This is a genomic window from Pseudomonas monachiensis, assembly GCF_047345015.1.
Classification (GTDB): domain Bacteria; phylum Pseudomonadota; class Gammaproteobacteria; order Pseudomonadales; family Pseudomonadaceae; genus Aquipseudomonas; species Aquipseudomonas monachiensis.
The window spans coordinates 5,357,545-5,378,969 of sequence record NZ_CP178857.1 but is presented as its reverse complement, the minus strand read 5'-3'; the positions used below and the strand labels follow the sequence as shown (position 1 = coordinate 5,378,969).

General features: G+C 60.9%; 20 protein-coding genes. 11 read left to right on the top strand and 9 right to left on the bottom strand.

Annotated features, from left to right (window positions below; translation table 11 throughout):
• Positions 1-26: 26 nt before the first annotated feature.
• Positions 27-860: an aldo/keto reductase gene (locus tag ACMDB8_RS24150; protein ID WP_056728776.1), complete on the bottom strand. Its 834-nt coding sequence runs from the start codon at positions 858-860 to the stop codon at positions 27-29.
• Positions 844-2,592, bottom strand: a complete 1,749-nt coding sequence (locus ACMDB8_RS24145; protein WP_056728775.1) for an FAD-dependent oxidoreductase — start codon at positions 2,590-2,592, stop codon at positions 844-846. Before ACMDB8_RS24145 ends, ACMDB8_RS24150 begins: the two co-directional genes overlap by 17 nt.
• A gap of 175 nt (positions 2,593-2,767) precedes the next feature.
• On the opposite strand from ACMDB8_RS24145, the gene ACMDB8_RS24140 reads away from it, so the two are divergent.
• From ACMDB8_RS24140 to ACMDB8_RS24125, 4 genes are all read left to right on the top strand, one after another.
• Positions 2,768-3,544, top strand: a complete 777-nt coding sequence (locus ACMDB8_RS24140; protein WP_056728773.1) for an IclR family transcriptional regulator — start codon at positions 2,768-2,770, stop codon at positions 3,542-3,544.
• 256 nt (positions 3,545-3,800) lie between these two features.
• On the top strand, positions 3,801-4,856 hold the full coding sequence (locus ACMDB8_RS24135) for a Gfo/Idh/MocA family protein (RefSeq protein WP_409078813.1): 1,056 nt from the start codon (positions 3,801-3,803) through the stop codon (positions 4,854-4,856).
• A 2-nt stretch (positions 4,857-4,858) separates the two neighbouring features.
• The gene (locus tag ACMDB8_RS24130) at positions 4,859-5,674 is read left to right on the top strand and encodes a sugar phosphate isomerase/epimerase family protein (RefSeq protein ID WP_056728770.1); all 816 of its coding nucleotides are present in this window, start codon (positions 4,859-4,861) and stop codon (positions 5,672-5,674) included.
• Between the two features lie 109 nt (positions 5,675-5,783).
• Entirely contained in the window at positions 5,784-6,662 is an 879-nt protein-coding gene (locus ACMDB8_RS24125) for a DMT family transporter (RefSeq protein ID WP_008052441.1), read from the top strand.
• Positions 6,663-6,724: 62 nt separating this feature from the next.
• Here ACMDB8_RS24125 and ACMDB8_RS24120 read toward each other — a convergent pair whose 3' ends face one another.
• Positions 6,725-8,062, bottom strand: a complete 1,338-nt coding sequence (locus ACMDB8_RS24120) for an MFS transporter (RefSeq protein ID WP_056728768.1) — start codon at positions 8,060-8,062, stop codon at positions 6,725-6,727.
• Between the two features lie 350 nt (positions 8,063-8,412).
• Here ACMDB8_RS24120 and quiC point away from each other — a divergent pair, with 350 nt between their 5' ends.
• Positions 8,413-10,314, top strand: coding sequence for a 3-dehydroshikimate dehydratase QuiC (quiC, locus tag ACMDB8_RS24115; protein ID WP_056728766.1), 1,902 nt, complete (start codon positions 8,413-8,415; stop codon positions 10,312-10,314).
• A 102-nt stretch (positions 10,315-10,416) separates the two neighbouring features.
• Positions 10,417-11,094: a TetR family transcriptional regulator gene (locus ACMDB8_RS24110; RefSeq protein WP_056728764.1), complete on the top strand. Its 678-nt coding sequence runs from the start codon at positions 10,417-10,419 to the stop codon at positions 11,092-11,094.
• 79 nt (positions 11,095-11,173) lie between these two features.
• On the opposite strand, the gene ACMDB8_RS24105 is transcribed toward ACMDB8_RS24110, so the two are convergent.
• From ACMDB8_RS24105 to ACMDB8_RS24095, 3 genes are all read right to left on the bottom strand, one after another.
• Complete coding sequence (locus ACMDB8_RS24105) at positions 11,174-12,028, bottom strand: shikimate dehydrogenase (protein WP_409078812.1); 855 nt, start codon at positions 12,026-12,028, stop codon at positions 11,174-11,176.
• A 5-nt stretch (positions 12,029-12,033) separates the two neighbouring features.
• Positions 12,034-12,474 (bottom strand): type II 3-dehydroquinate dehydratase, encoded by a 441-nt coding sequence (aroQ, locus tag ACMDB8_RS24100; protein WP_056728761.1) that lies wholly within the window; start codon positions 12,472-12,474, stop codon positions 12,034-12,036.
• Between the two features lie 140 nt (positions 12,475-12,614).
• A complete protein-coding gene (locus tag ACMDB8_RS24095; RefSeq protein ID WP_223542000.1) occupies positions 12,615-13,526 on the bottom strand; it encodes a LysR family transcriptional regulator in 912 nt (303 codons plus the stop codon).
• Between the two features lie 226 nt (positions 13,527-13,752).
• Between ACMDB8_RS24095 and ACMDB8_RS24090 the strand changes: the two genes are divergently transcribed.
• Both ACMDB8_RS24090 and ACMDB8_RS24085 read left to right on the top strand, forming a co-directional pair.
• A complete protein-coding gene (locus ACMDB8_RS24090) occupies positions 13,753-14,181 on the top strand; it encodes a hypothetical protein (RefSeq protein ID WP_046041741.1) in 429 nt (142 codons plus the stop codon).
• On the top strand, positions 14,178-14,624 hold the full coding sequence (locus tag ACMDB8_RS24085; RefSeq protein WP_046041742.1) for a DUF2442 domain-containing protein: 447 nt from the start codon (positions 14,178-14,180) through the stop codon (positions 14,622-14,624). Before ACMDB8_RS24090 ends, ACMDB8_RS24085 begins: the two co-directional genes overlap by 4 nt.
• A gap of 54 nt (positions 14,625-14,678) precedes the next feature.
• Here the strand turns inward: ACMDB8_RS24085 and trmA are convergent, their stop codons facing one another.
• The gene (trmA, locus tag ACMDB8_RS24080; protein WP_056728758.1) at positions 14,679-15,758 is read right to left on the bottom strand and encodes a tRNA (uridine(54)-C5)-methyltransferase TrmA; all 1,080 of its coding nucleotides are present in this window, start codon (positions 15,756-15,758) and stop codon (positions 14,679-14,681) included.
• Entirely contained in the window at positions 15,755-17,050 is a 1,296-nt protein-coding gene (locus ACMDB8_RS24075; RefSeq protein ID WP_056728755.1) for an NCS2 family permease, read from the bottom strand. Before ACMDB8_RS24075 ends, trmA begins: the two co-directional genes overlap by 4 nt.
• 222 nt (positions 17,051-17,272) lie before the next feature.
• Between ACMDB8_RS24075 and ACMDB8_RS24070 the strand changes: the two genes are divergently transcribed.
• Entirely contained in the window at positions 17,273-17,719 is a 447-nt protein-coding gene (locus ACMDB8_RS24070) for a DUF4879 domain-containing protein (protein ID WP_056728990.1), read from the top strand.
• Positions 17,720-17,787: 68 nt separating this feature from the next.
• Complete coding sequence (locus ACMDB8_RS24065) at positions 17,788-18,339, top strand: DJ-1 family glyoxalase III (RefSeq protein WP_056728754.1); 552 nt, start codon at positions 17,788-17,790, stop codon at positions 18,337-18,339.
• 6 nt (positions 18,340-18,345) lie between these two features.
• Here ACMDB8_RS24065 and ACMDB8_RS24060 read toward each other — a convergent pair whose 3' ends face one another.
• Positions 18,346-19,596 carry an MFS transporter gene (locus ACMDB8_RS24060; RefSeq protein ID WP_008050777.1) on the bottom strand — a complete coding sequence of 417 codons (1,251 nt, stop codon included), beginning with the start codon at positions 19,594-19,596 and terminating at the stop codon, positions 18,346-18,348.
• A 392-nt stretch (positions 19,597-19,988) separates the two neighbouring features.
• Between ACMDB8_RS24060 and ACMDB8_RS24055 the strand changes: the two genes are divergently transcribed.
• Positions 19,989-21,425, top strand: a complete 1,437-nt coding sequence (locus tag ACMDB8_RS24055) for a cytochrome ubiquinol oxidase subunit I (protein WP_056728752.1) — start codon at positions 19,989-19,991, stop codon at positions 21,423-21,425.

The window sequence follows — 21,425 nt, the reverse complement described above, 5'->3', positions numbered from 1 at the left end:
GTAAGGGCGATCGCCGGTCTTGCGGATTATTCGTCGAACGCATCCCATACCGGCGCAAAGTCGGGGCTGACCTGACGCTCGCGTTTGGACAGGCTGGCGATCAAGGCACGGTCTTCATCATCCAGTCGCACATCCATCGCCGCGAGATTGGCCAATTGATTGGACTCGCTGCTGGCCTTGGGGATCGCGGCCACGTTGGGTTGATCGAGCAGCCATTTGAGCGCGACCTGGGTCGGCAGTACGCCGTGTTTCGCGGCGATCTGCTGGATGGCCGGAATGTCGGATACCTTGTTGCGCGCCAGTGGCGTGTAGGCTGTCAGCGCAAGATCCTGTTGACGGGCGTAGTTGAGCAGGGCGTTTTGTCCGAGCAGCACGTGGTACTCGACCTGGATCGCCGACAGCGGAGCCCCCAGTTCTTCGACGACTTTGCGTAGCAAGTGCAGTGGAAAATTCGCCACGCCAATGTTGCGCGCCAGGCCTTGCTCCCTGAACGACACCAGGGTTTCTATGGTGCGCGGCAAATCCCAATCGGTGGATGGCCAATGGAGCATGAACAGGTCGACGTATTCGCTGCGCAGGGCTTTGAGGCTGCGGTCCATGGAGTGGCGCATGGCGTCGGGTTGCAGTTGGTCCCACCAGACTTTGGTCGTGACGTGGATCTGCTCGCGGGGTGTCGGACTGTTCGTCAGCGCCTGACCGACAGCGTCTTCGTTGTTGTAGGCCGCTGCCGTGTCGATGTGCCGGTAACCCAGAGCCAGAGCCTGCTCCACGGCACGGGTGCATTCCTCGCCGAGCATTGGCCAGGTGCCGAGGCCGAGTTTCGGCATGTTCAAACCCTGTGCGTTAACGATGTGCTGCATGGTCGATCTCCTTTTCATAAGCCGTGACGCCTGCGATGTGGCGCGCGGCGATGTAGCCGAACGTCAGCGCCGGGCCGAGATTGATGCCGCCAGCGGGGTAGTGACCGCCCATGATGCTGGCCATGTCGCCGCCCGCCGCGTACAGGCCGGCGATGGGTTGTGCCGCGCTATCCAGGACCTGGGCATGTTGGTTGACCTTGAGCCCGGCGAAGGTGCCGAAGCAGCCCGGCTGGACTTTCACGGCATAGAAGGGGCCTTGTTTGATCGGCGCGACGCATGGGTTGGGTCGTTGCAGTGCGTCACCCTGCTTGCGGTTGTAAGGCGTGGAACCACGACCGAACTGCGGGTCCTCACCGTTGCGCGCGTGGCGGTTGTAGTCCGACACGGTGCTGCGCAAGCCAACCGGGTCGATGCCGCAGGCTGCAGCCAATTCCTCAAGGGTGTTGCCGGTTTTCAGATAGCCGCTGCGGATGAAGGATGACAGCGGCACCGGAAATGGCCGAGAGATGCCCAGGCCATATCGACGCTGAAAGCCATGGGTGCAGATCAGCCACGACGCCACCTCTTCACCCGGCGGGGCGGCGGCGACCATGGCCGTGACGTAGTCGTAGTAGCCGTTGGCTTCATTGACGAAGCGCTGGCCGTTGCTCAGCACACCGATGATGCCGGGTTTGCCACGCTCGATGATGTGCGGGAAGTGTCCCGTGCTGCCGTCGCTGTGCGGCACTTGCGAAACCGGCGCCCAGGCGACGGCGGACGCCATGTCGCTATTGACCCGGGCACCGGCACTTTCGCCCAGGCGCAGGCCATCGCCGCAAACGCCGAGGGGCGGCAAGGCCAGATGTTCATGCCCGGTCGGCGTGCGGGGGAACAGTGCCTTGCGGCGTTGGATGTCATTGGCGAAACCACCCGCGGCGAGCACCACGGCCTTGCGTGCATGGATGCGCACCGAGCCTTTGGCGGTGATGACCACTGCACCTCGTACCTGATCATTCTCGCGCAGCAATCGGCTCACGGGCGCTGATTCCCAGAGCAACACGCCGAGGTCATCGGCGGATTTCGCCAGGCGTGCCACCAAGGCCACGCCGTTGACCAGCTGCATCGCCCGGCCATGCATGGCGAGATCGAACAGGTGCCGGCTGAAACGCCGCGTAACGTGCCAGGCCGCCGACAGCGAACGGGTCAGGTTGAGGAATGCCGTGAGGTCCGCCCCCGCCATGATCGGCATGCCCATGAACGATGTTTCCCGCATGGTTTTGCGCAGGCGCTTGAGTAGCGCGCCGACTTTTCGTGCGTCGTAAGGGGCGGCGATCACCGAGCGTCCTCCGGTGCCGGCCCCGGGCGTGTCGCCATGAATGTCGGCGATGGCGTTGCCGTCGGCGAACTGCAGCGAGGTGTGCTGCTCGAAGAACGACACCATCCGGGGGCCGGCTTCCAGGAAAGCGTCGATCATCGCCGGATCAAAGCGCTCGCCCAGTTCGTGTTTCAGGTAAGTGCGCGGCAGTTCAACGTCTTCGACAATGCCCGCGCGCCGGGCCAGCGGGTTGCAAGGGACCCAGGCCCAGCCACCGGACCAGGCCGTGGCACCGCCGAACACCGGGTCTTTTTCCACCACTATGACTTTCAGCCCATGCCACGCGGCGGTCACGGCCGTCGACAGTCCCGCCGCACCGGAGCCAACAATCAGCACATCGCAGTCGATGTCGGGAAGAAAGTGCGCTTCGGCAGGCATTGTTTGAGCTCCGGTGTTTTATTGTTTTGGAATCTGGTTCCAGAAAATATAAGAATCGGGTGAGGTCGAACAAGTCTGGAGGGTGTAAAGCGGGCGGTTATCGAACGCTCAGTTCCAGATTTCGCATTCGTGTGGTTGTCTTCTAGAATCGAGCAAATTTTGCGTGGAAGCGACCATGGCTGGCAGTCAGATCGAACGTGTTTTCAGTGTGCTCGAAAGCCTCACCAGCGATCCCCGTGGCCTGCCGATGCAGACCCTGGCGGAGCAACTGGACATCCCCAAGAGCGCGACCCATCGCCTGCTGGCCGAGCTGATCCGCCTCGGTTATGTGCGGCAGAATCCGGATAATTTGCGTTATCACCTTTCGACCAAACTGGTGGCGATGGGCTTCCGTTACCTGTCGAGCAGCGGTGCCGACATTGTGCAGCCGGTGCTTGACCGCCTGGCGCAGGAAACCGGCGAACTGGTGCGCCTGGGCGTGATCGACGGCGAGCGTCAGACCTGGATCGCCAAATCCCAGGGCGCGCGCTCCGGTCTGCGTTACGACCCGGACATGGGCCGCGACGCGCCGTTGTTCTACACCGCCTCGGGGCATGCGTGGCTGGCGTGCATGAGCGATGCCGAAGCCTTGTCGCTGGTGGAGCGGCAGGGCGCGCAGGTGCCGGAACATGTGGGGCCGAACGCGCCGCGCTCGAACATCGAATTGCTCGAACGCCTGCGTCTGGCGCGGGAGCAGGGCTATGCCTGGGTCGAGGAGAGTTCGGCGGTGGGCACTTCGGCGATTGCGGCAGTGGTGCGCCATCCCGCCGATGGGCGGGTGATCGGGGTGCTCAGCATCGCCGGGCCGAGCGCGCGGATGCCGGGAGCGCGGCTGCATGAGCTGGCGCCGTTGTTGCTGGCTTACACCGAGGAGTTGTCGGCGGCGAGTCTGGCGTCGGAGTTGTTCAGCTAAGGCCTGCGCAAATCGACTGTGGGAGCGGCGGTGCGGCGATCCGACTTGCTCGCGAATGCAGTGGGTCATGCGATCTGGATGGCGACTGACACACCGCATTCGCGAGCAAGCCCGCTCCCACATTTTGAACAGTGTTCAGCTTGAGAAGCTGTGCGCTGTTCGAACACTTTCAGGACAGGTCTGTGTAAGAATCTGGAACCAGGTTCTAAATTATTGGAATTCATCGCTCCAATAACACTCACAAGAGGACCGTATCTTGAATTCGCCACTTCGCATCGCCCTGATCGGTGCTGGCAACATGGGCCAGCAGCACTACCAGCATCTGCAATCCTTGACTGAAGCGACGTTGTGCGCCGTGGCGGATCCCGGACCGCAGGCGGCCAGTCTTGCGGCGCAATGGGGCGTAGCCTGTTTCGCCGATCATCGTCAGATGCTGGAGCAGGCGAAGCCAGACGCTGCCGTCGTCGCCAATCCGAACACGCAGCACGTCAGCACGGCCCTCGATTGCCTCGCGGCCGGCGTGCCGGTATTGCTGGAAAAACCGGTGGGCGTGCACCTGGATGAAGCCAGGGAACTGGTGGCTGCCTCGAAGGCCAGTGGTGTTCCGGTACTGGTCGGACATCACCGCCGGCACAATCCGCTGATCGTCCGCGCCCACGAACTTGTCCACAGCGGCGCACTGGGTCGGTTGACCACGGTCACAGCGCTCTGGCAGTTGCGCAAGCCCGACAGCTATTTTGAAACATCCTGGCGCCGCGAGGCCGGTGCGGGGATGTTGTTGACCAACCTGATCCACGACCTCGATCTGCTGCGGCATTTGTGCGGTGAAGTGCGTCAGGTTCAGGCCATCACCAGCAATGCCATTCGCGGGTTTGCCAATGAGGATTGCGCGGCGGTGTTGCTGCAATTCGACAGCGGTGCACTGGGCAGCCTGACCGGCTCCGATGCGGTGGCTTCGCCCTGGAGCTGGGAGCTGGATTCGGGGGAGAACCCGGTGTATCCGCGTCATCCTGATCAACCGTGCTACTTGCTGGCCGGAACGGGTGGGGCGCTGAGCATTCCGCAGCTTAAACGCTGGCACTACAACGAAGTCGACGGCGGCTGGCATCAACCGTTGCTGGCAACCCAGGAAAGCTTCAGTGCCGATGAAGCCCTGCGTTTGCAGTTGCAGCACTTCGTGCGCGTTGCGCGCCGGGAGGTCGAGCCACTGGTGAGTGCCGCCGATGCCGCGCGTACGTTGGCGCTGATCGAAGCCATCCGCGAAGCCGCCGAAACCGGGCGTGCCTGTGCGCCATCGTTGATCGAGGGTTGAGCATGAGCGAACGTATCTTCTCCCTGGCCAGCCTGACCGTGCTGGAGTTGTCACCGCCCGACATGGTCGAGGTCGCCGCGCGGGCCGGTTACAGCCATGTCGGCTTGCGTCTGGTACCGGCGACCCCTGAGGAGCACCATTTTGCCCTGGTGGCCGACCACGAATTGCGGCGCCAGACCCTGGCGCGTCTGCGCGATACTGGTATTCGGGTGCTGGACGTCGAAATCCTGCGGCTCAAGCCGGAAACCGTCGTCGCCGATTTCGAAAGAATCCTCGCGGTGGGTGCCGAGTTCGGCGCCAGTGAGTTGCTGGTGGCCGGAAACGATCCTGACGAACAGCGGCTGACGCAGCATTTTGCCGAGCTCTGTGATCTGGCGGCAGCCTATGGACTGCACCCGCACCTGGAGTTCATGCCTTGGACCGATGCGCGCAATCTTCAACAAGCCACGCGTATCGTGGAAAACGCCGGGCGTGAAAACGGCGCCGTGCTGGTGGACGCCTTCCACTTCGATCGTTCGGGATCGCGGCTGGAAGATCTGGTCAAAGTTGCTCCCTCACGGTTACGGTATGCACAGTTGTGTGACGTCGCAGGACCACGGCCGGCCGATATGGCGGAGATCTTGCGTCAGGCGCGTAACGAACGGCGTTTTCCCGGCGATGGCGATTGTGATCTGCGGGGGTTGTTGGGGAGCTTGCCGGCTGACATTCCGTTGAGTCTGGAGATTCCCACCGTGCAGTTGCTGGAGCAGGGCGTGAGTGGATTGGACCGGGCGCAGATGGCGCTGGATAAAACCCGGGAATTGTTGGCGCAGCTCTAATCGGTGCTGCGCACCTATCGCGGGCAAGCCACGCTCCCACAGGTTCTATGCTGACTGGATGGACGCGTGGTTTGCCCGTGATGCTTTTGATTTCAAGTAAGGAAACCCCATGACCGTCAGCACCCCGCTTTCCGGCGTCAATCAGCCCTTCAAAGGGATCCTGCTGATCGTTGTCGCAACCTTCCTGTTTTCCAGCCACGACGCCTTTTCCAAATACCTCTCCGGTTTCTATCCCATCGTCATGGTGGTCTGGGCGCGCTACGTGGTTCACACCTTGTTGATGGCCGGGATTTTCCTGCCGCAGTCCGGGCTGCGGGTGCTGCGTACCAAACGGCCATTACTGCAGGTGATCCGGGCGCTGTGCCTGTTGGGCACCAGTCTGTTTTTCACCACGGGGCTGATGTACATCCCGTTGGCCGAGGCCACGTCGGTCAACTTCCTGGCTCCGGTATTGGTCACCGCGCTGTCGGTACCGCTGCTTGGCGAGCGGGTGACGCGGGGACAATGGCTGGCGGTGATTTTCGGTTTCAGCGGGGTGCTGATCATCGTTCACCCCGGGGGCGATCTGTTTACCCCGGCGGTGTTGCTGCCGTTCTGCTCGGCGCTGTTTTTCTGCTTCTATCAACTGCTGACGCGCAAGCTCAGCGAGATCGACAGCCCGACCACCAGCAACTTTTTCGCAGGCCTGTGCAACACGCTGGTGATGAGTGCGCTGGTGCCGTTCTTCTGGCAGACGCCGAACCTGGTGCATGGCGCGATGATGCTGGCGCTTGGGGCCTGCGGGATGACGGCTCACCTGTTCCTGACCCAGGCTTTCCGTCTCGCGGCACCGGCACTGCTGGCGCCGTTCAGCTATTGCCAGATCATCTTCGCCGGCCTCTTGGGCTGGCTGCTGTTTTCCCATACACCGACACTGACCACCGTGCTCGGCATTGCCGTGATCTGCTGCAGCGGGTTGGCGGCGGCCTGGCAGCAAAGCCGCCGCTAAGCGGCGGCAAAACGCAGGCAAAAAAAGCGCAGACCCGAGATCGGGCCTGCGCCGAGGGAACATCAGTCTTCTACTTTCGGAATCTTGCGCGGTGCCATGAAGTACATCCAGGTCAGCGCAATGAAGTACATCGCTGGAATCATGGTGAACAGCACGGTGTAGTTGTTGTTGGTGATGGTCAGGATGTGGCCGACCAGTTGGGTCATGAACATCCCGCCAATCGCCGCACACATGCCGCCGAAGCCGAACACCGTACTCATCATGTGCTTGGGCGTGTAGTCCATCACCAGGCTCCAGATGTTCGCGGTCCAGGCCTGGTGCGCGCCGATGGCCAGGGAGATGGCGGCCACCGCGACCCACAGGTTGCTGGAACCGGCCGCCATGATCACGCCGATGATGCAGCAGGCGAACAGGAACATGGACATCAGTCGCGCCTTGATCGGGTTGACGCCGCGACCGATCAGGAACGAAGAGAGAATGCCGCCGCCAACGCTACCGAAGTCGGCAGTGAGGTAGATGATGATCAGCGGGATACCCATCTGGGTGACGTTGATGCCCAGGTTGTATTGCTGGTTGAGGAACGGCGGCAGCCAATACAGGTAGAACCAGAACACCGGCGCGGTGATCGAGTAGGCGAGGGCGAAGGCCCAAGTACCACGCATGCGCAGGATTTTCGAGAACGGTACGCGGGTTTGTTCCGGTTCGACTTCGTTCTGGATGTAGTCCAGCTCCGACTGTTTGACGCTTGGGTGATCTTCCGGGTTGAAGTACTTCAGGCCCCAGAACAGCAACCAGATCCCGCCCAGTGCCGACATGCACAGGAACGCGGCCTGCCAGCCCCAGACGTGCAGGATCAGCGGCAGCAGCATCGGGGTGAACATCGCACCGACGTTGGTGCCGGCGTTGAAAATGCCGGTGGCCACGGCGCGCTCGCCGGCCGGGAACCACAGGCGCGTGGTTTTCACGCAGGCCGGGTAGTTGGCCGCTTCGGTCAGGCCGAGGATGAATCGGCAAACCATGAAGCCGACCGCCGAAGTGGCCAGGCCGTGGGCGCCGGTTGCCAGGCTCCAGAGCAGTACCGCGCAGAAGAACACACGCTTGACGCCAACCCGGTCGATCAGGCGGCCTTGCAGCACGAAGCCGATGGCGTAACCGACCTGGAACCAGAAGTTGATGTTGGCGTAGTCCATCGCCGTCCAGCTCATTTCCTTGGCCAGGATAGGCTGCATCACGCCCAGGGCGGCGCGGTCGATGTAGTTCAGGGTGGTGGCGAAAAACACCAATGCCAGCATGCCCCAACGGGTTTTGCCGACCGCCATGGCGCCGCGGATTTTGTCGCCGATGCCACCGGCAGTGGTGTTCATGGCCGGAGCCATGCGTGAGCTTTGGGAAGGAATCATGTGTACCACCCGTTTTTTGAATTTGTTATTTGGTGTTTTGGACATCGCGGCCGGTGCTGCGTGTCCGGACTTAATGTGAGGACGATGTTGGGCAGTGGACAAAAAATCGTCAATTCGCCAATCACCATTTTGTTCGATAATCGAACACAAAACTAACTGGGTAGTACACTTTAAATTGCTGTGTAAGTCTGTCGGCCCAATAATTCTCGCAAGACAAACGCTACCCACGTAGGAGCTGCCGAAGGCTGCGATCTTTTCCTCGATCAACATCAAAAGATCGCAGCCTTCGGCAGCTCCTACACAAGCGTGCAACGCCCCTAACAAGATTGCCTCCACCGGGAGCCGAAAACATGCAGCGTTCCATTGCCACCGTATCCTTGAGCGGTACCCTGCCGGAAAAACTCGAAGCCATTGCCGCCGCCGGTTTCGACGGCGTCGAGATTTTCGAGAACGACCTTCTCTACTACGACGGTAGTCCGCGGGAAATTAAACAGATGTGCGCCGATCTCGGGATCGCCATCACCCTGTTTCAACCGTTCCGCGATTTCGAAGGTTGCCGCCGCGATCGCCTGTCGCGCAACCTGGAACGCGCCGAGCGCAAGTTCGACCTGATGCAGGAGCTGGGCACTGACCTGGTGCTGGTGTGCAGCAACGCCTCGGCCGAGTCCATCGGTGATGAGCAGATTCTGGTCGATGACTTGCGACTGCTGGCTGAGCACGCCGGGGCACGTGGCCTGCGCATCGGTTACGAAGCGCTGGCCTGGGGCCGGCATGTGAACACCTGGCAACAGGTGTGGAGCATCGTGCGTCAGGCTGATCACCCAAGCCTCGGCGTGTTGCTGGACAGCTTTCACACCCTGTCGCTCAAGGGCGATCCAAGTGCTATCGCCGAGATTCCCGGCGACAAGATTTTCTTCGTGCAAATGGCTGACGCGCCGATCCTGGCCATGGACGTGCTGGAGTGGAGCCGGCATTTTCGCTGCTTCCCGGGCCAGGGTGAATTCGATTTGCCGGGGTTCCTCGCGCCGATCATCAAGAGCGGCTACACCGGACCGCTGTCGCTGGAAATCTTCAACGACGGTTTCCGCGCCGCACCACCACGGGCCAACGCCGCCGACGGCTTGCGTTCGTTGCTGTACCTGGAAGAGAAAACCCGCGAGCGCCTGGCCCAGGAAGCCAAGCCCGCGGCCAACGCCGGGATTTTGTTCGAAACGCCCAAGGCCAGCGAGTACAACGGCATTGAGTTCCTGGAGTTTGCCGTGGACGAAAGCCTCGGCGCCAAGCTCGCCCATTGGCTGGAGCGACTGGGTTTCGTCAAGGCCGGGCAGCATCGTTCCAAGAGCGTTAGCTTGATGCGTCAGGGCGATATCAACCTGATCCTCAACTCCGAGCCTTACTCGTTCGGTCACAGTTTCTTCGAGGCCCACGGCCCTTCGTTGTGCGCCACCGCCGTGCGGGTCAAGGACAGTGCCAGCGCGCTGGCCCGTGCCGTGGCCTACAAGGGCCAGCCCTATCGCGGGCTGGTCGGCCCCAATGAACTGGAACTGGCGGCGGTGCGTGCGCCGGATGGCAGCCTGATCTATCTGGTGGACCAGGATGCCGACGTCTACGGCACAGACTTCAATCTGCTGGCGGATGCGCCGGTCAGTGGTGGCCTCAAGCGCATCGACCACATGGCCATGGCGCTGCCGGCCGACAGCCTCGACAGCTGGGTGCTGTTCTATAAGAGCCTGCTGGATTTCGAGGCGGACGATGAAGTCGTGCTGCCGGATCCTTATGGTCTAGTGAAGAGCCGTGCCTTGCGCAGCCGGGACAGTTCGATCCGTCTGCCGCTGAACATTTCCGAGAACCGCAACACCGCGATCTCGCACGCGCTGTCGAGTTATCGCGGCTCCGGCGTGCATCACATCGCGTTTGATTGTGATGACATCTTTGCCCAGGTCAGCCGTGCAAAAGAGGCGGGCGTGCCGCTGTTGGATATCCCGCTCAACTACTACGATGACCTGGCGGCGCGGTTCGATTTCGACGACGAGTTCCTCAGCGAACTGGCCTACTACAATGTGTTGTACGACCGCGACGCCCAGGGCGGTGAGCTGTTTCATGTGTACACCGAGCCGTTCGAGGGTCGATTCTTCTTCGAGATCATCCAGCGTAAAAACGGTTATGCCGGCTACGGCGCGGCCAACGTCGCGGTGCGCCTGGCGGCCATGGCCAAATCCCGTAGCGGCGCATTGCGCCAGGCGAAGTTGTAGGTAATTCGTAAACGCGGGATTAAACGTGGGCCGCGCGGCTTCCTTCACCGTGCCGCGCGGCCCATAATCGCCAGCCTGTGCAGTGATGGCCGTGAGCCCGCAATGACAATGACTTCAGAACTCCCCGCAGCCTCCGTAGAACCTGGTGCCGAGCCGCGCAAGAGTCGCAAGAACAACCCGGAAAAGACCCGCGAAAACATCCTGCAGGAGGCGATTGTCGAATTCGTCCAGCAGGGGCTTTCCGGGGCTCGTGTCGATGCCATCGCCGAGCGCATCCACACCTCCAAGCGCATGATCTATTACTACTTCGGCAGTAAGGAGCAGCTCTACGTCGAGGTGCTGGAGAAACTCTACGGCGATATCCGCAACACTGAAAATCGCCTGCACCTGGCGGAACTGGCGCCGGTCGAAGCCATTCGGCGGCTGGTGGAGTTCACCTTCGATCACCATGATCGCAACGTCGATTTCGTGCGCATCGTCAGCATCGAGAACATTCACAACGCCGAGTATGTGAAGCGCTCCGATGCGATCAAGGCGATGAACAACACCATCCTCGACTCACTGGGCGAGATTCTGCGTCGCGGTGCCGAGCAGGGGGTGTTCCGTACCGGTCTTGATCCGCTGGATGTGCATCTGTTGATCAGTTCGTTCTGCTTCTATCGCGTCTCGAACCGCCACACCTTTGGTGAGATTTTTCAGATCGACCTGCCGGACGAACACATCAAGCAGCGTCATCGGGAGATGATTTGCGAGTCGGTGTTGCGTTATTTGCAGGCTTGAAAAGATCGCAGCCTTCGGCAGCTCCTACGTCAATCGCATTGATCTGTAGGAGCTGCCGAAGGCTGCGATCTTTTGATTTTCAGTCATTCATGCTCTGGAAATGCTCAAGCATCCGCTGGGCATCCGGCACCACGCCGCTGAACAACTCGAACGCCTTCACTGCCTGAAACACCGCCATGTTGCCGCCGTCCAGCGTCCGGCAACCAAGGGCGCGGGCGTTGCGCAGCAGTTCGGTTTCCAGCGGGAAGTAGACGATCTCCGCTACCCACAGTTCGGCTCGCAGCAACTCTACCGGCACTGGCATGCCCGGCAGCTTTTTCATGCCCATCGGCGTGGTGTTCACCAGGCCATCAGCCTGGGCCATGGCCTTGGCCAGGTCATACCCGGCCACCGCTCGAGCGACGCCGAAATGCTGATTGAGATTGTCAGCCAGATCCTGGGCGCGGCGGATGTCCACGTCAAAAATGCTCAGCTGTTGTACGCCTTCGCTCAACAACGCGTGGGCCACCGCCGCACCTGCGCCGCCGGCGCCCATTTGTACGACACGCTCAACGGCAACGCCTTTCAAACCCCGGCGAAACCCCTCGGCAAAGCCCAGGCAATCGGTGTTGTGGCCGATGCGTTTGCCATCCTTGAGCACCACCGTATTGACTGCGCCGATGCCGCGGGCCTCCGGCGAGAGTTCGTCGAGCAGCGGGATGATCGCCTGCTTGCATGGAAAGGTGATGTTCAGCCCGGTGTAGTTCATGCGCTCGGCAGCCATCAACAGGTCGGGCAGGGCGTTGCTGTCGAGCTTCAACTGATCAAGATCAATCAGGCGATAGAGGTAGCGCAGCCCTTGGGCATCGCCTTCATGCTCGTGCATGGCTGGTGTGCGAGAAGCCTGGATGCCGGCGCCAATCAGCCCGGCGAGTATCACGTGGTTCTGAGTCACGGCGATCACCCCTTCAAACGATGACTGAAGTGTTCCAGCGCCAGGCGATAGCCATGACTGCCAAAACCGGCCATCACCGCCGTTGCAATGGCGGATACGAACGAGTGGTGGCGGAAGGGTTCGCGGGCGTGGACGTTGGACAGGTGGACTTCGATCACCGGCAGTTCGCTGGCGACCAGGGCGTCGCGGATGGCGACCGAGGTGTGGGTCCACGCGGCAGGATTGATGATGATCCCGGCACAGCGACCGCGGGCGGCGTGAATCCAGTCGAGCAATTCGCCTTCATGGTTGGTCTGGCGAAACTCCACTGCCAGGCCGAACTCTTCGGCGCTACGTGCGCACAGGGCCGAAACATCTGCCAGGGTTTCGTGGCCGTAAGTCGCCGGTTCACGGGTGCCGAGCAGGTTCAGGTTCGGGCCGTTGAGCACCAGAACGATAGGGGACATCGCAATCTCTCCACTTATTATTTTTGGAATCGGCCGAGAATTTCGGCCTGTGGAGATAAATTGTACTAACTAGTTAATTTGGTCAATTGGAGTGAGGGCACGCGGGCGGGTTGTGGGCGGTGATCGGACACTTTCGCTGTTCAGCGCGGCAAATGCTCCACCAGAAAATCAATGAACGCCCTCAAGCGCAGCGGTACATGGCGACTTTGCGGGTACAGCAAGGTAAACGGCCGCGAACGCCCGCCATAGGGCTTGAGTACCTCCACCAGCGAGCCGTCGGCCAGTTCCTTTTCCACGATAAAACGATAGGTCTGAAACAACCCCGCCCCGTGTTTGGCCAAGGTGACGCCACCCAATACATCGTCAGAGCAACTGAGGCTGCCCTCGGCCAGAATCTCCCGGGGCACGCCCTCATCGTTGAACAACCAGGCAATGCGCCGACCGCTGCTGGGCAATTCGTATTGAATGCACTCGTGGTGTTCGAGGTCGTCGAGGGTTTGTGGAATGCCGGCCCGTTTCAGGTAATCAGGGCTGGCGATCATCACCAGGGCGGCATCTTCCAGCTGTCGGGCAATCAGGCCGGAATCCGGGATGGCTCGCACGCGAATTGCCATGTCGTAGCCTTCGCCGACGAAATCGATGTTGCGATTGCTGATGTGCGATTCGACCTTCACCGCCGGATAACGCGCCCGAAATTCGGGCAGCAAAGGCAGGATTCGATGATGCGCGTAGGTGGTCGGAATACTGATGCGCAAGGTACCGGACGGCACTTGTTGCTGGCCCATCACCTCGCGCTGGGCCTCGATCAGTTGCGCCAGGGCCAGGCGGCACTCCTCGTAATAGCGGCGGCCACTGTCGGTCAGCTTCACGCTGCGGGTGGTGCGCGCGAACAGGCGCACGCCCAGGCGTTCCTCCATGCGCGACACCGAACGGCTCACGGCCGCTGGGGTGACACCCGCCACCAGCGCCGCGGCAGTAAAACTGCCGGCCTCGGCGGCCAGGCAAAACAGCTCAATGCTGCCCAACTGAAGATCGTCGAATTGTCGCTGCATGATTGATTACACCGGGGATCAGATGAAGGGGCTTGATCAGTATTTATCAGGTGCCAGCGCCGTAATGAAAGGATTTCTTACCATTGCGCGCGGTGTTCCGCAGGGCTGGGTAACGGCAGGACACTAGTCTGAGGACGGAAGAAGTGATTCGACGGCCATTGCCAACGGTCGGATTTTCCAGAGAATGTCGAATCCTCGGATTCATTAACCTAACGGATGGGTTAGCATGAAGGTATGCAATTACAAAGGACTGTCGGTAGTGATCATGTTGCGAGACGAGCATTGTCCGCCTCATGCGCATGTGGAGGCCGGTACGTGGAGTGCGAGATTCAGGTTCTGCTTTTGGCACAACGGTGTCGAGCTCTGGGATGTAGTTCCGCTTTCGCGTCGGCCACCGTTGGCGGTGCTTGAGGGATTGCGCCAATCGCTCCAGCAACCTGCCCATTTGCGGCGCGCCCGGGGCATCTGGTGGCGAAAGTTACAAACGGCCTGTCTTGATAATCAATTGTGGGACTGGCAAAGCAACGAAGTCGTTGTGGTGAAAAGGGTTGTCAGTACCACCAACATGATTGGATCGGCTTGCTACGAACCCGAATCGAACAAGACGTTGCTGTCCCTGATAGGCACACAGGAAGGTGTGGAGATCGAGTTATGAAAACGATAAAAGCCAAGGTTCAGGCCGATAATCCCGTAACGGAAAGTAGCCTGGACAAAGCCATTGAACGTGGCGAATTACGTAGAAAAAATAGCCTGCAGGCGACAGCGGTTACCTACCAGCCCCCCTGCCTGGCTGTCAGCTTCGAAGACGGCAGCGGCGTATTGTTGCCCGTGGCCAACTATCCGGAGTTCGATGATTTTGAGGGCGGGGACTTCGCCAGTCTGACTGTCGGCTATGCGGGTACTGCCCTATGCCATGAAGGCAAGGACCTGCATGTATCCATCGCCGGGATGATTTCTGCGAGCAAGTCGCTGATGGCCATGGCGGCCTCGGTCGTCGCTTCGCGCAATGGTCGTCAGAGCAGCGCAGCAAAGTCTGAAGCCGCGCGGGCCAACGGCAGGAAAGGCGGGCGCCCGCGCAAGGTCGATGTTGTCTTGTAAACGCCCACAAAAAAGCCGTCGTGAAGACGGCTTTTTTGTGCCTGGCAGGCGCCATCAACGCCGGGTCAGCATCACCCCGGATTCCATGTGATGGGTCCACGGGAACTGGTCGAACATTGCGCATCGGGAGATGCGGTGGGTGTCGTGCAGTTGGGCGATGTTGGCCGCCAGGGTCTCCGGGTTGCAGGAGATGTACAGGATGTTGTCGAAGCGCCGGGTCAGCTCGCAGGTGTCCGGGTCCATGCCGGCACGGGGCGGGTCAACGAACACGCTACCGAACTCGTAGCTTTTGAGGTCGATGCCATGCAGGCGCCGGAACGGGCGCACTTCATTCAGGGCTTCGGTCAGCTCTTCAGCGGACAAACGCACCAGGGTGACGTTATCCACAGCGTTTTCGCTGAGGTTGCTCAAGGCCGCGTTGACCGAAGTCTTGCTGATTTCGGTGGCCAGCACCTTGCGCACGCGGGTGGCGAGCGGCAGGGTGAAGTTGCCGTTGCCGCAATACAGCTCCAGCAAATCATCGGAGCGATCGCCAAGCGCATCGTATGCCCAGTTGAGCATCTTCTGGTTCACCGTGCCGTTGGGCTGGGTGAACGCGCCTTCGGGCTGGCGATAGCTGAAGGTGCGGCCGCCGACTTCCAGCTTCTCGACCACGTAATCGTGACCGATGACTTCGCGTTTGCCCTTGGAGCGGCCGATGATGCTGACGTTCAAGTCGGCCGCGAGTTTCGACGCCGCCGCATGCCAGTGCTCGTCCAGCGGGCGGTGATAGCACAGGGTGATCATCGCATCGCCGGCCAGAGTGGTCAGGAACTCCACCTGGAACAGTTTGTGGCTCAGGGGCGCACTGGCTTGCCACGCTGCCTTGAGCTTGGGCATCAATTCATTGATGCGCAGGCTGGCAATCGGGAACTCTTCGATCAGGATCGGCGTGCGTTTGTCTTCCTGGGAAAACATCGCGTAGTGACGCTCGCCGGCTTCACGCCACAGGCGGAACTCGGCGCGCAGGCGAAAGTTTTTCAGCGGCGAATCGAATACGGCTGGCTCCGGTGCATCGAACGGGGCCAGCAGGTCACGCAAGCGCGTGACCTTTTCTTCGAGCTGAACGGCGTAGGCCTGGGAATCAAAAGTCATGCGTTGAACCAACCCAGCTTGATCACGAACAGAATCGACAGGATCACCAGCGCCGGGTTCAGCTCACGGCCGCGACCGGACATCAGCTTGATGGCGGTCCAGGAAATGAAACCGAAGGCGATGCCATTGGCGATGGAGTAAGTGAACGGCATTGCCAGCGCGGTGATCACCACCGGCGCGGCGACGGTAATGTCGTCCCAGTCTATTTCGGCCAGGCCGGATGTCATCAGCACGGCGACGAACAGCAGTGCCGGTGCGGTGGCGAAGGCCGGAACGCTGGCGGCCAGTGGCGAGAAGAACAGTGCCAGCAGGAACAGGATCGCCACCACGACGGCGGTCAGGCCGGTGCGGCCGCCGGCACTCACGCCCGCGGCGGATTCGATGTAGCTGGTGGTGGTCGAGGTGCCCAGCAGGGAACCGGCCATGGCCGCGGTGCTGTCAGCGATCAGCGCGCGGCCCATTTTCGGCATATGGCCGTCCTTGCCCATCAGGCCGGCGCGCTTGGCTACACCGATCAGGGTGCCGGAGTTGTCGAACAGATCGACGAACAGGAAGGCGAAGATCACGCTGACCAGACCTATGTCCAGCGCACCCTTGATGTCCAGTTGCAGGAAGGTCGGGGCCAGGGACGGTGGCATCGACATCACGCCGCCGAACGGGGTGAAGCCCATCACGATGGAAATGATGGTCACCACCAGAATGCCGATCAGCACCGCGCCGCGCACGGCAAGGGCTTCGAGGGCGACGATTAGGGCAAAACCGAGGGTAGCGAGGATCGGAGCCGGTTGTTTCAGGTCACCGAGGCCGACCATGGTCGCCGGGTTGCTGACCACGATGCCGGCGTTGTGCAGGGCGATCAACGCCAGGAACAGACCGATACCGGCGGCAATCGCCGAGCGCAGCGGCAGCGGGATGCTGTTGATGATCCATTCACGGATGCGGAAGATCGACAGCAGGAAGAAGCACACCGCCGAGATGAACACCGCACCCAGCGCCACTTGCCAGGTGTGACCCATGTGCAGGACCACGGTGTAGGTGAAGAAGGCGTTAAGGCCCATGCCCGGTGCGAGGGCGATCGGGTAGTTGGCGATCAGGCCCATGGTTGTCGAGCCGATGGCGGCGGCCAGGCAGGTGGCGACGAACACCGCGCCCTTGTCCATGCCGGTCTCGCCGAGGATGCTCGGGTTGACGAACAGGATGTAGGCCATGGCCAAAAAGGTCGTGACGCCCGCCAGAATCTCGGTCCGCACGTTGGTGTTGTGTGCCTTGAGTTGAAACAGCCTTTCCAGCATGTCTGCTCCCCGTGGCGCGCCGGGCGCCGTGAATGTATCGACCTCAACAGCAAAGCACAGGCAGCAGAACGCGCCTGGAAATTACTGTGGGCCGGAAAAAGCCGCGCATCATACCAGTAGCTTGGGAATATGGCTGCTTTGGCGGTGATCGTCGTCGATGTTTTGCGACAAGGCCAAGTGCGCCATACTGCGCGCTGGTTTTTTTGGGGGGATGGGTCCTGCATGAAAAAGTGTCTGGTTGCCGCCTCCGGTGCATGGATGGCATTGATTCTTGGGGTCCAAATGGCCGTGGCGGCCTCGGCGCCACCGCTGACGCAATTGAAAGTGCTCAAGGTCGCGTCGCCGTCCTGTGGTGTCGAGAACATCGACGAAGGGCAAACCCGGACGCGCTGCGATCACAATGGCCCGAACATCATGGTGTACGTGCTGGAAGTGGGTTACGGGCGTGAGGCCCATGTCGCCCTCGACGGTTTCGACGTGAACGGCACACGGACAGCGGTTTGCGCGTTCAAGAACGGCAACCTGACCAGTTGCACCGCCGGGGAAAAAACCGTCGGCTATTTGTATGCCCTCGATCTGGCGGGCAAGCAGGAAGGCACGCTGACCTTCAGCGATACCTCGATCAACGCGCCCGGAAACACGATGTCGACGCAGCTTTACATCAAGTAACCACAGGTCTCGAACACGGGGCGGGAAAGCTGACTACGCTTAAATGATCATTCCGTGGACAGCACCTGATGACCTTTAGAGCCTTGATTGCCCTCGCCGAGGGCACCGACGACCTGCAAACCGTGACCCTGATCGACGTACTGCGCCGTGCCAAGATAGAAGTGGTGGTGGCCAGTATCGAAGGTCGGCGCATGCTCACCTGCGCCCGGGGCACTCGCCTGACGTCCGATGCGATGCTGGTGGATTTGCTGGCACAACCCTTCGACCTGATTGCCTTACCCGGTGGTGCGGTGGGTTCGCAGCACCTGGCAGCACACCAGCCCCTGCAGCAATTGATCAAGGATCAGGCGGCGGCCGGTCGCCTGTTCGCCGGCATCGCCGAAGCGCCCGCCGTGGCACTGCAGGCCTTTGGCGTATTGCGTCAACGGCGCATGACCTGCCTGCCCACAGCCAGCCATCAACTGTCCGGTTGTACCTTTGTCGATCAACCGGTGGTGGTCGACGGCAATTGCATCACGGCCCAGGGCTCGGCTGCCGCATTGGCATTTGCCCTGGCGCTGGTAGAGCAACTCTGCGGTAAAGCCATACGTACGGCGGTGGAGGGGGAGTTGCTCGTTTAGAGAGCGTCAGACTTTCGCCTCTTCCTTCTCTTCATCTTTAGCCACGTGCATGCGATCGCGGCTCGCCAGAGTCGGGAACAGTTTGACCCACACCCCGGTCACCACCAGCGTACCGATCCCGCCCATGACCACCGCTGGCACAGTGCCGAACCAGTGGGCGGTCAGGCCCGATTCGAATTCGCCCAACTGGTTCGAGGCACCGATGAACAGACCATTGACAGCGCTGACCCGGCCACGCATTTCGTCCGGGGTTTCCAGTTGAACGAACGAGGCGCGGATCACCATGCTGATCATGTCTGCCGCGCCCAACACCACCAACACCGCCAGGGAAAACCAGAACGAGGTCGACAGGCCGAAGGCGATGGTTGCCACGCCGAAGATGCCCACGGCGGTGAACATCACCCGCCCGACGTTGCGCTCCACGGCAAACCGCGCCAGGAACAGCGACATCAGTAGCGCGCCCACCGCCGGTGCCGAGCGCAGCAGGCCCAGCCCCCACGGGCCGGTCAGCAGAATGTCCTTGGCGAACACCGGCAGCAGCGCCGTCGCACCACCCAATAGCACCGCGAACAGATCGAGGGAGATCGCCCCGAGAATGTCCGGACGACTGCGGATAAAGCGAATACCCGCCAGCAGTGAGTCCAGAGTGGCCTTGCCCTTGTTCAGCGGGGTTTGCCGGGCCGGCAGGTTGAGCATCAGCGAACAGGCGATGACATACAAAAGCACCGTCGGGCCATACACCCAGACGCTGCCGAAGGCGTAGAGCAAACCGCCGAGGGCCGGGGCGACGATGGTGGCCGATTGCTGAGCCGATTGCGCGGCGGCGACCGCGCGGGGAAACAGCGCGCTGGGCACGATACTGGGCAGCAGGGCCTGGGTGGTGGGCATTTCAAAGGAGCGAGCCGCACCGAGCAGGAAGGCCAGGATAAAGATCATTTCCCGGGTGACATGGTCGGTGGCGCTGCCGATGGCCAGCGACAGGGCGATCAATGCCTGCAAGGACTGGCAGATCGCCGCGACCTTGCGCCTGTCATAGCGGTCGGCGACGTGCCCGGTGTGCAGCATGAACAGTACGCGCGGGGCGAACTCGACCAGGCCGACCAGACCCAGGTCGAGCACGTTGCCGGTCAATTGGTACAGGTTCCAGCCGATGGCCACGGTGAGCATCTGGAAGCCGCTGGCGGTAAATACCCGTGCCAGCCAGAACGCGAGAAAAGGGCGATGGTGACGTAACAGCAAGGGCTCTTGGCTGGGCATCTGCGGGGAAGTCTGGGGAGAGGGGAACGGCGAGATTATCACCAACCTGTAACAAAAAGTTGCCGTGACAAAAAATTAGTTAGCCAGACATCGATTTTCTCCAGGTTCCCACAGGGAATGTGTTGCTGGCGATGACAAAAGCCGTGAGGCAACTTGTCACGCGGCAAAAGACCACGCGGTTCATCCCCGAAATTGGGACTACTCTTTCAACGTTGATTGATCCAGGTCAAGACCCACAAAAGGAATTGATCCGGCGGCCGCAAGGCCAGACTCCCTGCGTTGTGATGCGTGCAAAAAGAAGAACAAACAGAGATTCGCCACACTCCATATCCGTGGGGGCCGTGGGTGCAGGCTTCCAGCCAGCAGCCGTACTACCTGACAGAGGAAGACTTATGTTCGGTTTAGAGGCACTTGATCTCGCCCGAATTCAGTTCGCGTTCACCATCTCGTTCCACATCCTGTTTCCGGCCATCACCATCGGCCTGGCGAGTTACCTGGCGGTACTCGAAGGCCTGTGGCTGAAAACCCATAACGACACCTACCGTGACCTCTACCATTTCTGGTCGAAGATCTTTGCCGTCAACTTCGGCATGGGAGTGGTTTCCGGCCTGGTAATGGCCTATCAGTTCGGCACCAACTGGAGCCGCTTCTCGGATTTCGCCGGTTCCGTGACCGGGCCGTTGCTGACCTATGAAGTACTCACGGCATTCTTCCTCGAGGCCGGGTTCCTGGGCGTCATGCTGTTTGGCTGGAACAAGGTCGGGCGTGGCCTGCACTTTTTCGCCACCGTGATGGTGGCCATCGGTACGTTGATCTCCACGTTCTGGATTCTCGCGTCCAACAGCTGGATGCAGACCCCGCAGGGTTTCGAGATCGTCAACGGTCAGGTCATCCCCACCGACTGGCTGGCGATTATCTTCAACCCTTCGTTCCCGTATCGCCTGATGCACATGGCCACGGCAGCCTTCGTCGCCACGGCGTTCTTCGTCGGTTCTTCCGCGGCCTGGCATTTGCTGCGCGGCAAGGACAACCCGGCGATCCGCAAAATGCTCTCGATGGCCATGTGGATGGCATTGATCGTCGCGCCGATCCAGGCGGTCATCGGTGATTTCCACGGTCTCAATACGCTCAAGCATCAGCCGGCGAAAATCGCCGCGATCGAGGGGCATTGGGAAAACAAGGGCAACGAGGCGACGCCGCTGATCCTGTTCGGCTGGCCGGACATGAAGGAGGAAAAAACCAGATTCGCCGTCGAGATCCCGTACCTGGGCAGCCTGATCCTCACGCACTCCCTGGATAAACAGGTGCCGGCGCTCAAGGAGTTCCCGCCTGAAGACCGGCCGAATTCGACCATCGTGTTCTGGTCGTTCCGGGTCATGGTAGGCCTGGGCATGCTGATGATCTTCACCGGTTTGTGGAGCCTGTGGCTGCGCAAGCGCGACACCCTCTATACCTCGCGGCCGTTCCTGTACCTGGCATTGTGGATGGGGCCGTCCGGCCTGATCGCGATCCTCGCCGGCTGGTTCACCACGGAAATCGGCCGTCAGCCATGGGTGGTCTATGGCCTGATGCGTACGGCGGATGCGTCGTCCAACCATAGCTTCATGCAGATGAGCATCACCCTGATCCTGTTCGTCGTGGTTTATTTCGCGCTGTTTGGCGCCGGTCTTGGCTACATGATGCGCCTGGTGCGCAAGGGGCCGAAGATCGACGAAGGCAAGGAAACCAACGACGGTGGCCCCGGCCAGAAACGCACACCGGCCCGTCCGCTGTCGGCCGCCGACGACGATCACGCCGATGCCGGCCAAAGCCTGACCAAGGAGATTTGA

Coding starts and splice junctions, on each gene's coding strand:
- ACMDB8_RS24150 (WP_056728776.1), bottom strand. CDS start 860: ATGCAGCACATCGTTAACGCACAGGGTTTGAACATGCCGAAACTCGGC.
- ACMDB8_RS24145 (WP_056728775.1), bottom strand. CDS start 2,592: ATGCCTGCCGAAGCGCACTTTCTTCCCGACATCGACTGCGATGTGCTG.
- ACMDB8_RS24140 (WP_056728773.1), top strand. CDS start 2,768: ATGGCTGGCAGTCAGATCGAACGTGTTTTCAGTGTGCTCGAAAGCCTC.
- ACMDB8_RS24130 (WP_056728770.1), top strand. CDS start 4,859: ATGAGCGAACGTATCTTCTCCCTGGCCAGCCTGACCGTGCTGGAGTTG.
- ACMDB8_RS24125 (WP_008052441.1), top strand. CDS start 5,784: ATGACCGTCAGCACCCCGCTTTCCGGCGTCAATCAGCCCTTCAAAGGG.
- ACMDB8_RS24120 (WP_056728768.1), bottom strand. CDS start 8,062: ATGATTCCTTCCCAAAGCTCACGCATGGCTCCGGCCATGAACACCACT.
- quiC (WP_056728766.1), top strand. CDS start 8,413: ATGCAGCGTTCCATTGCCACCGTATCCTTGAGCGGTACCCTGCCGGAA.
- ACMDB8_RS24110 (WP_056728764.1), top strand. CDS start 10,417: ATGACAATGACTTCAGAACTCCCCGCAGCCTCCGTAGAACCTGGTGCC.
- aroQ (WP_056728761.1), bottom strand. CDS start 12,474: ATGTCCCCTATCGTTCTGGTGCTCAACGGCCCGAACCTGAACCTGCTC.
- ACMDB8_RS24095 (WP_223542000.1), bottom strand. CDS start 13,526: ATGCAGCGACAATTCGACGATCTTCAGTTGGGCAGCATTGAGCTGTTT.
- ACMDB8_RS24090 (WP_046041741.1), top strand. CDS start 13,753: ATGAAGGTATGCAATTACAAAGGACTGTCGGTAGTGATCATGTTGCGA.
- ACMDB8_RS24085 (WP_046041742.1), top strand. CDS start 14,178: ATGAAAACGATAAAAGCCAAGGTTCAGGCCGATAATCCCGTAACGGAA.
- trmA (WP_056728758.1), bottom strand. CDS start 15,758: ATGACTTTTGATTCCCAGGCCTACGCCGTTCAGCTCGAAGAAAAGGTC.
- ACMDB8_RS24075 (WP_056728755.1), bottom strand. CDS start 17,050: ATGCTGGAAAGGCTGTTTCAACTCAAGGCACACAACACCAACGTGCGG.
- ACMDB8_RS24070 (WP_056728990.1), top strand. CDS start 17,273: ATGAAAAAGTGTCTGGTTGCCGCCTCCGGTGCATGGATGGCATTGATT.
- ACMDB8_RS24065 (WP_056728754.1), top strand. CDS start 17,788: ATGACCTTTAGAGCCTTGATTGCCCTCGCCGAGGGCACCGACGACCTG.
- ACMDB8_RS24060 (WP_008050777.1), bottom strand. CDS start 19,596: ATGCCCAGCCAAGAGCCCTTGCTGTTACGTCACCATCGCCCTTTTCTC.
- ACMDB8_RS24055 (WP_056728752.1), top strand. CDS start 19,989: ATGTTCGGTTTAGAGGCACTTGATCTCGCCCGAATTCAGTTCGCGTTC.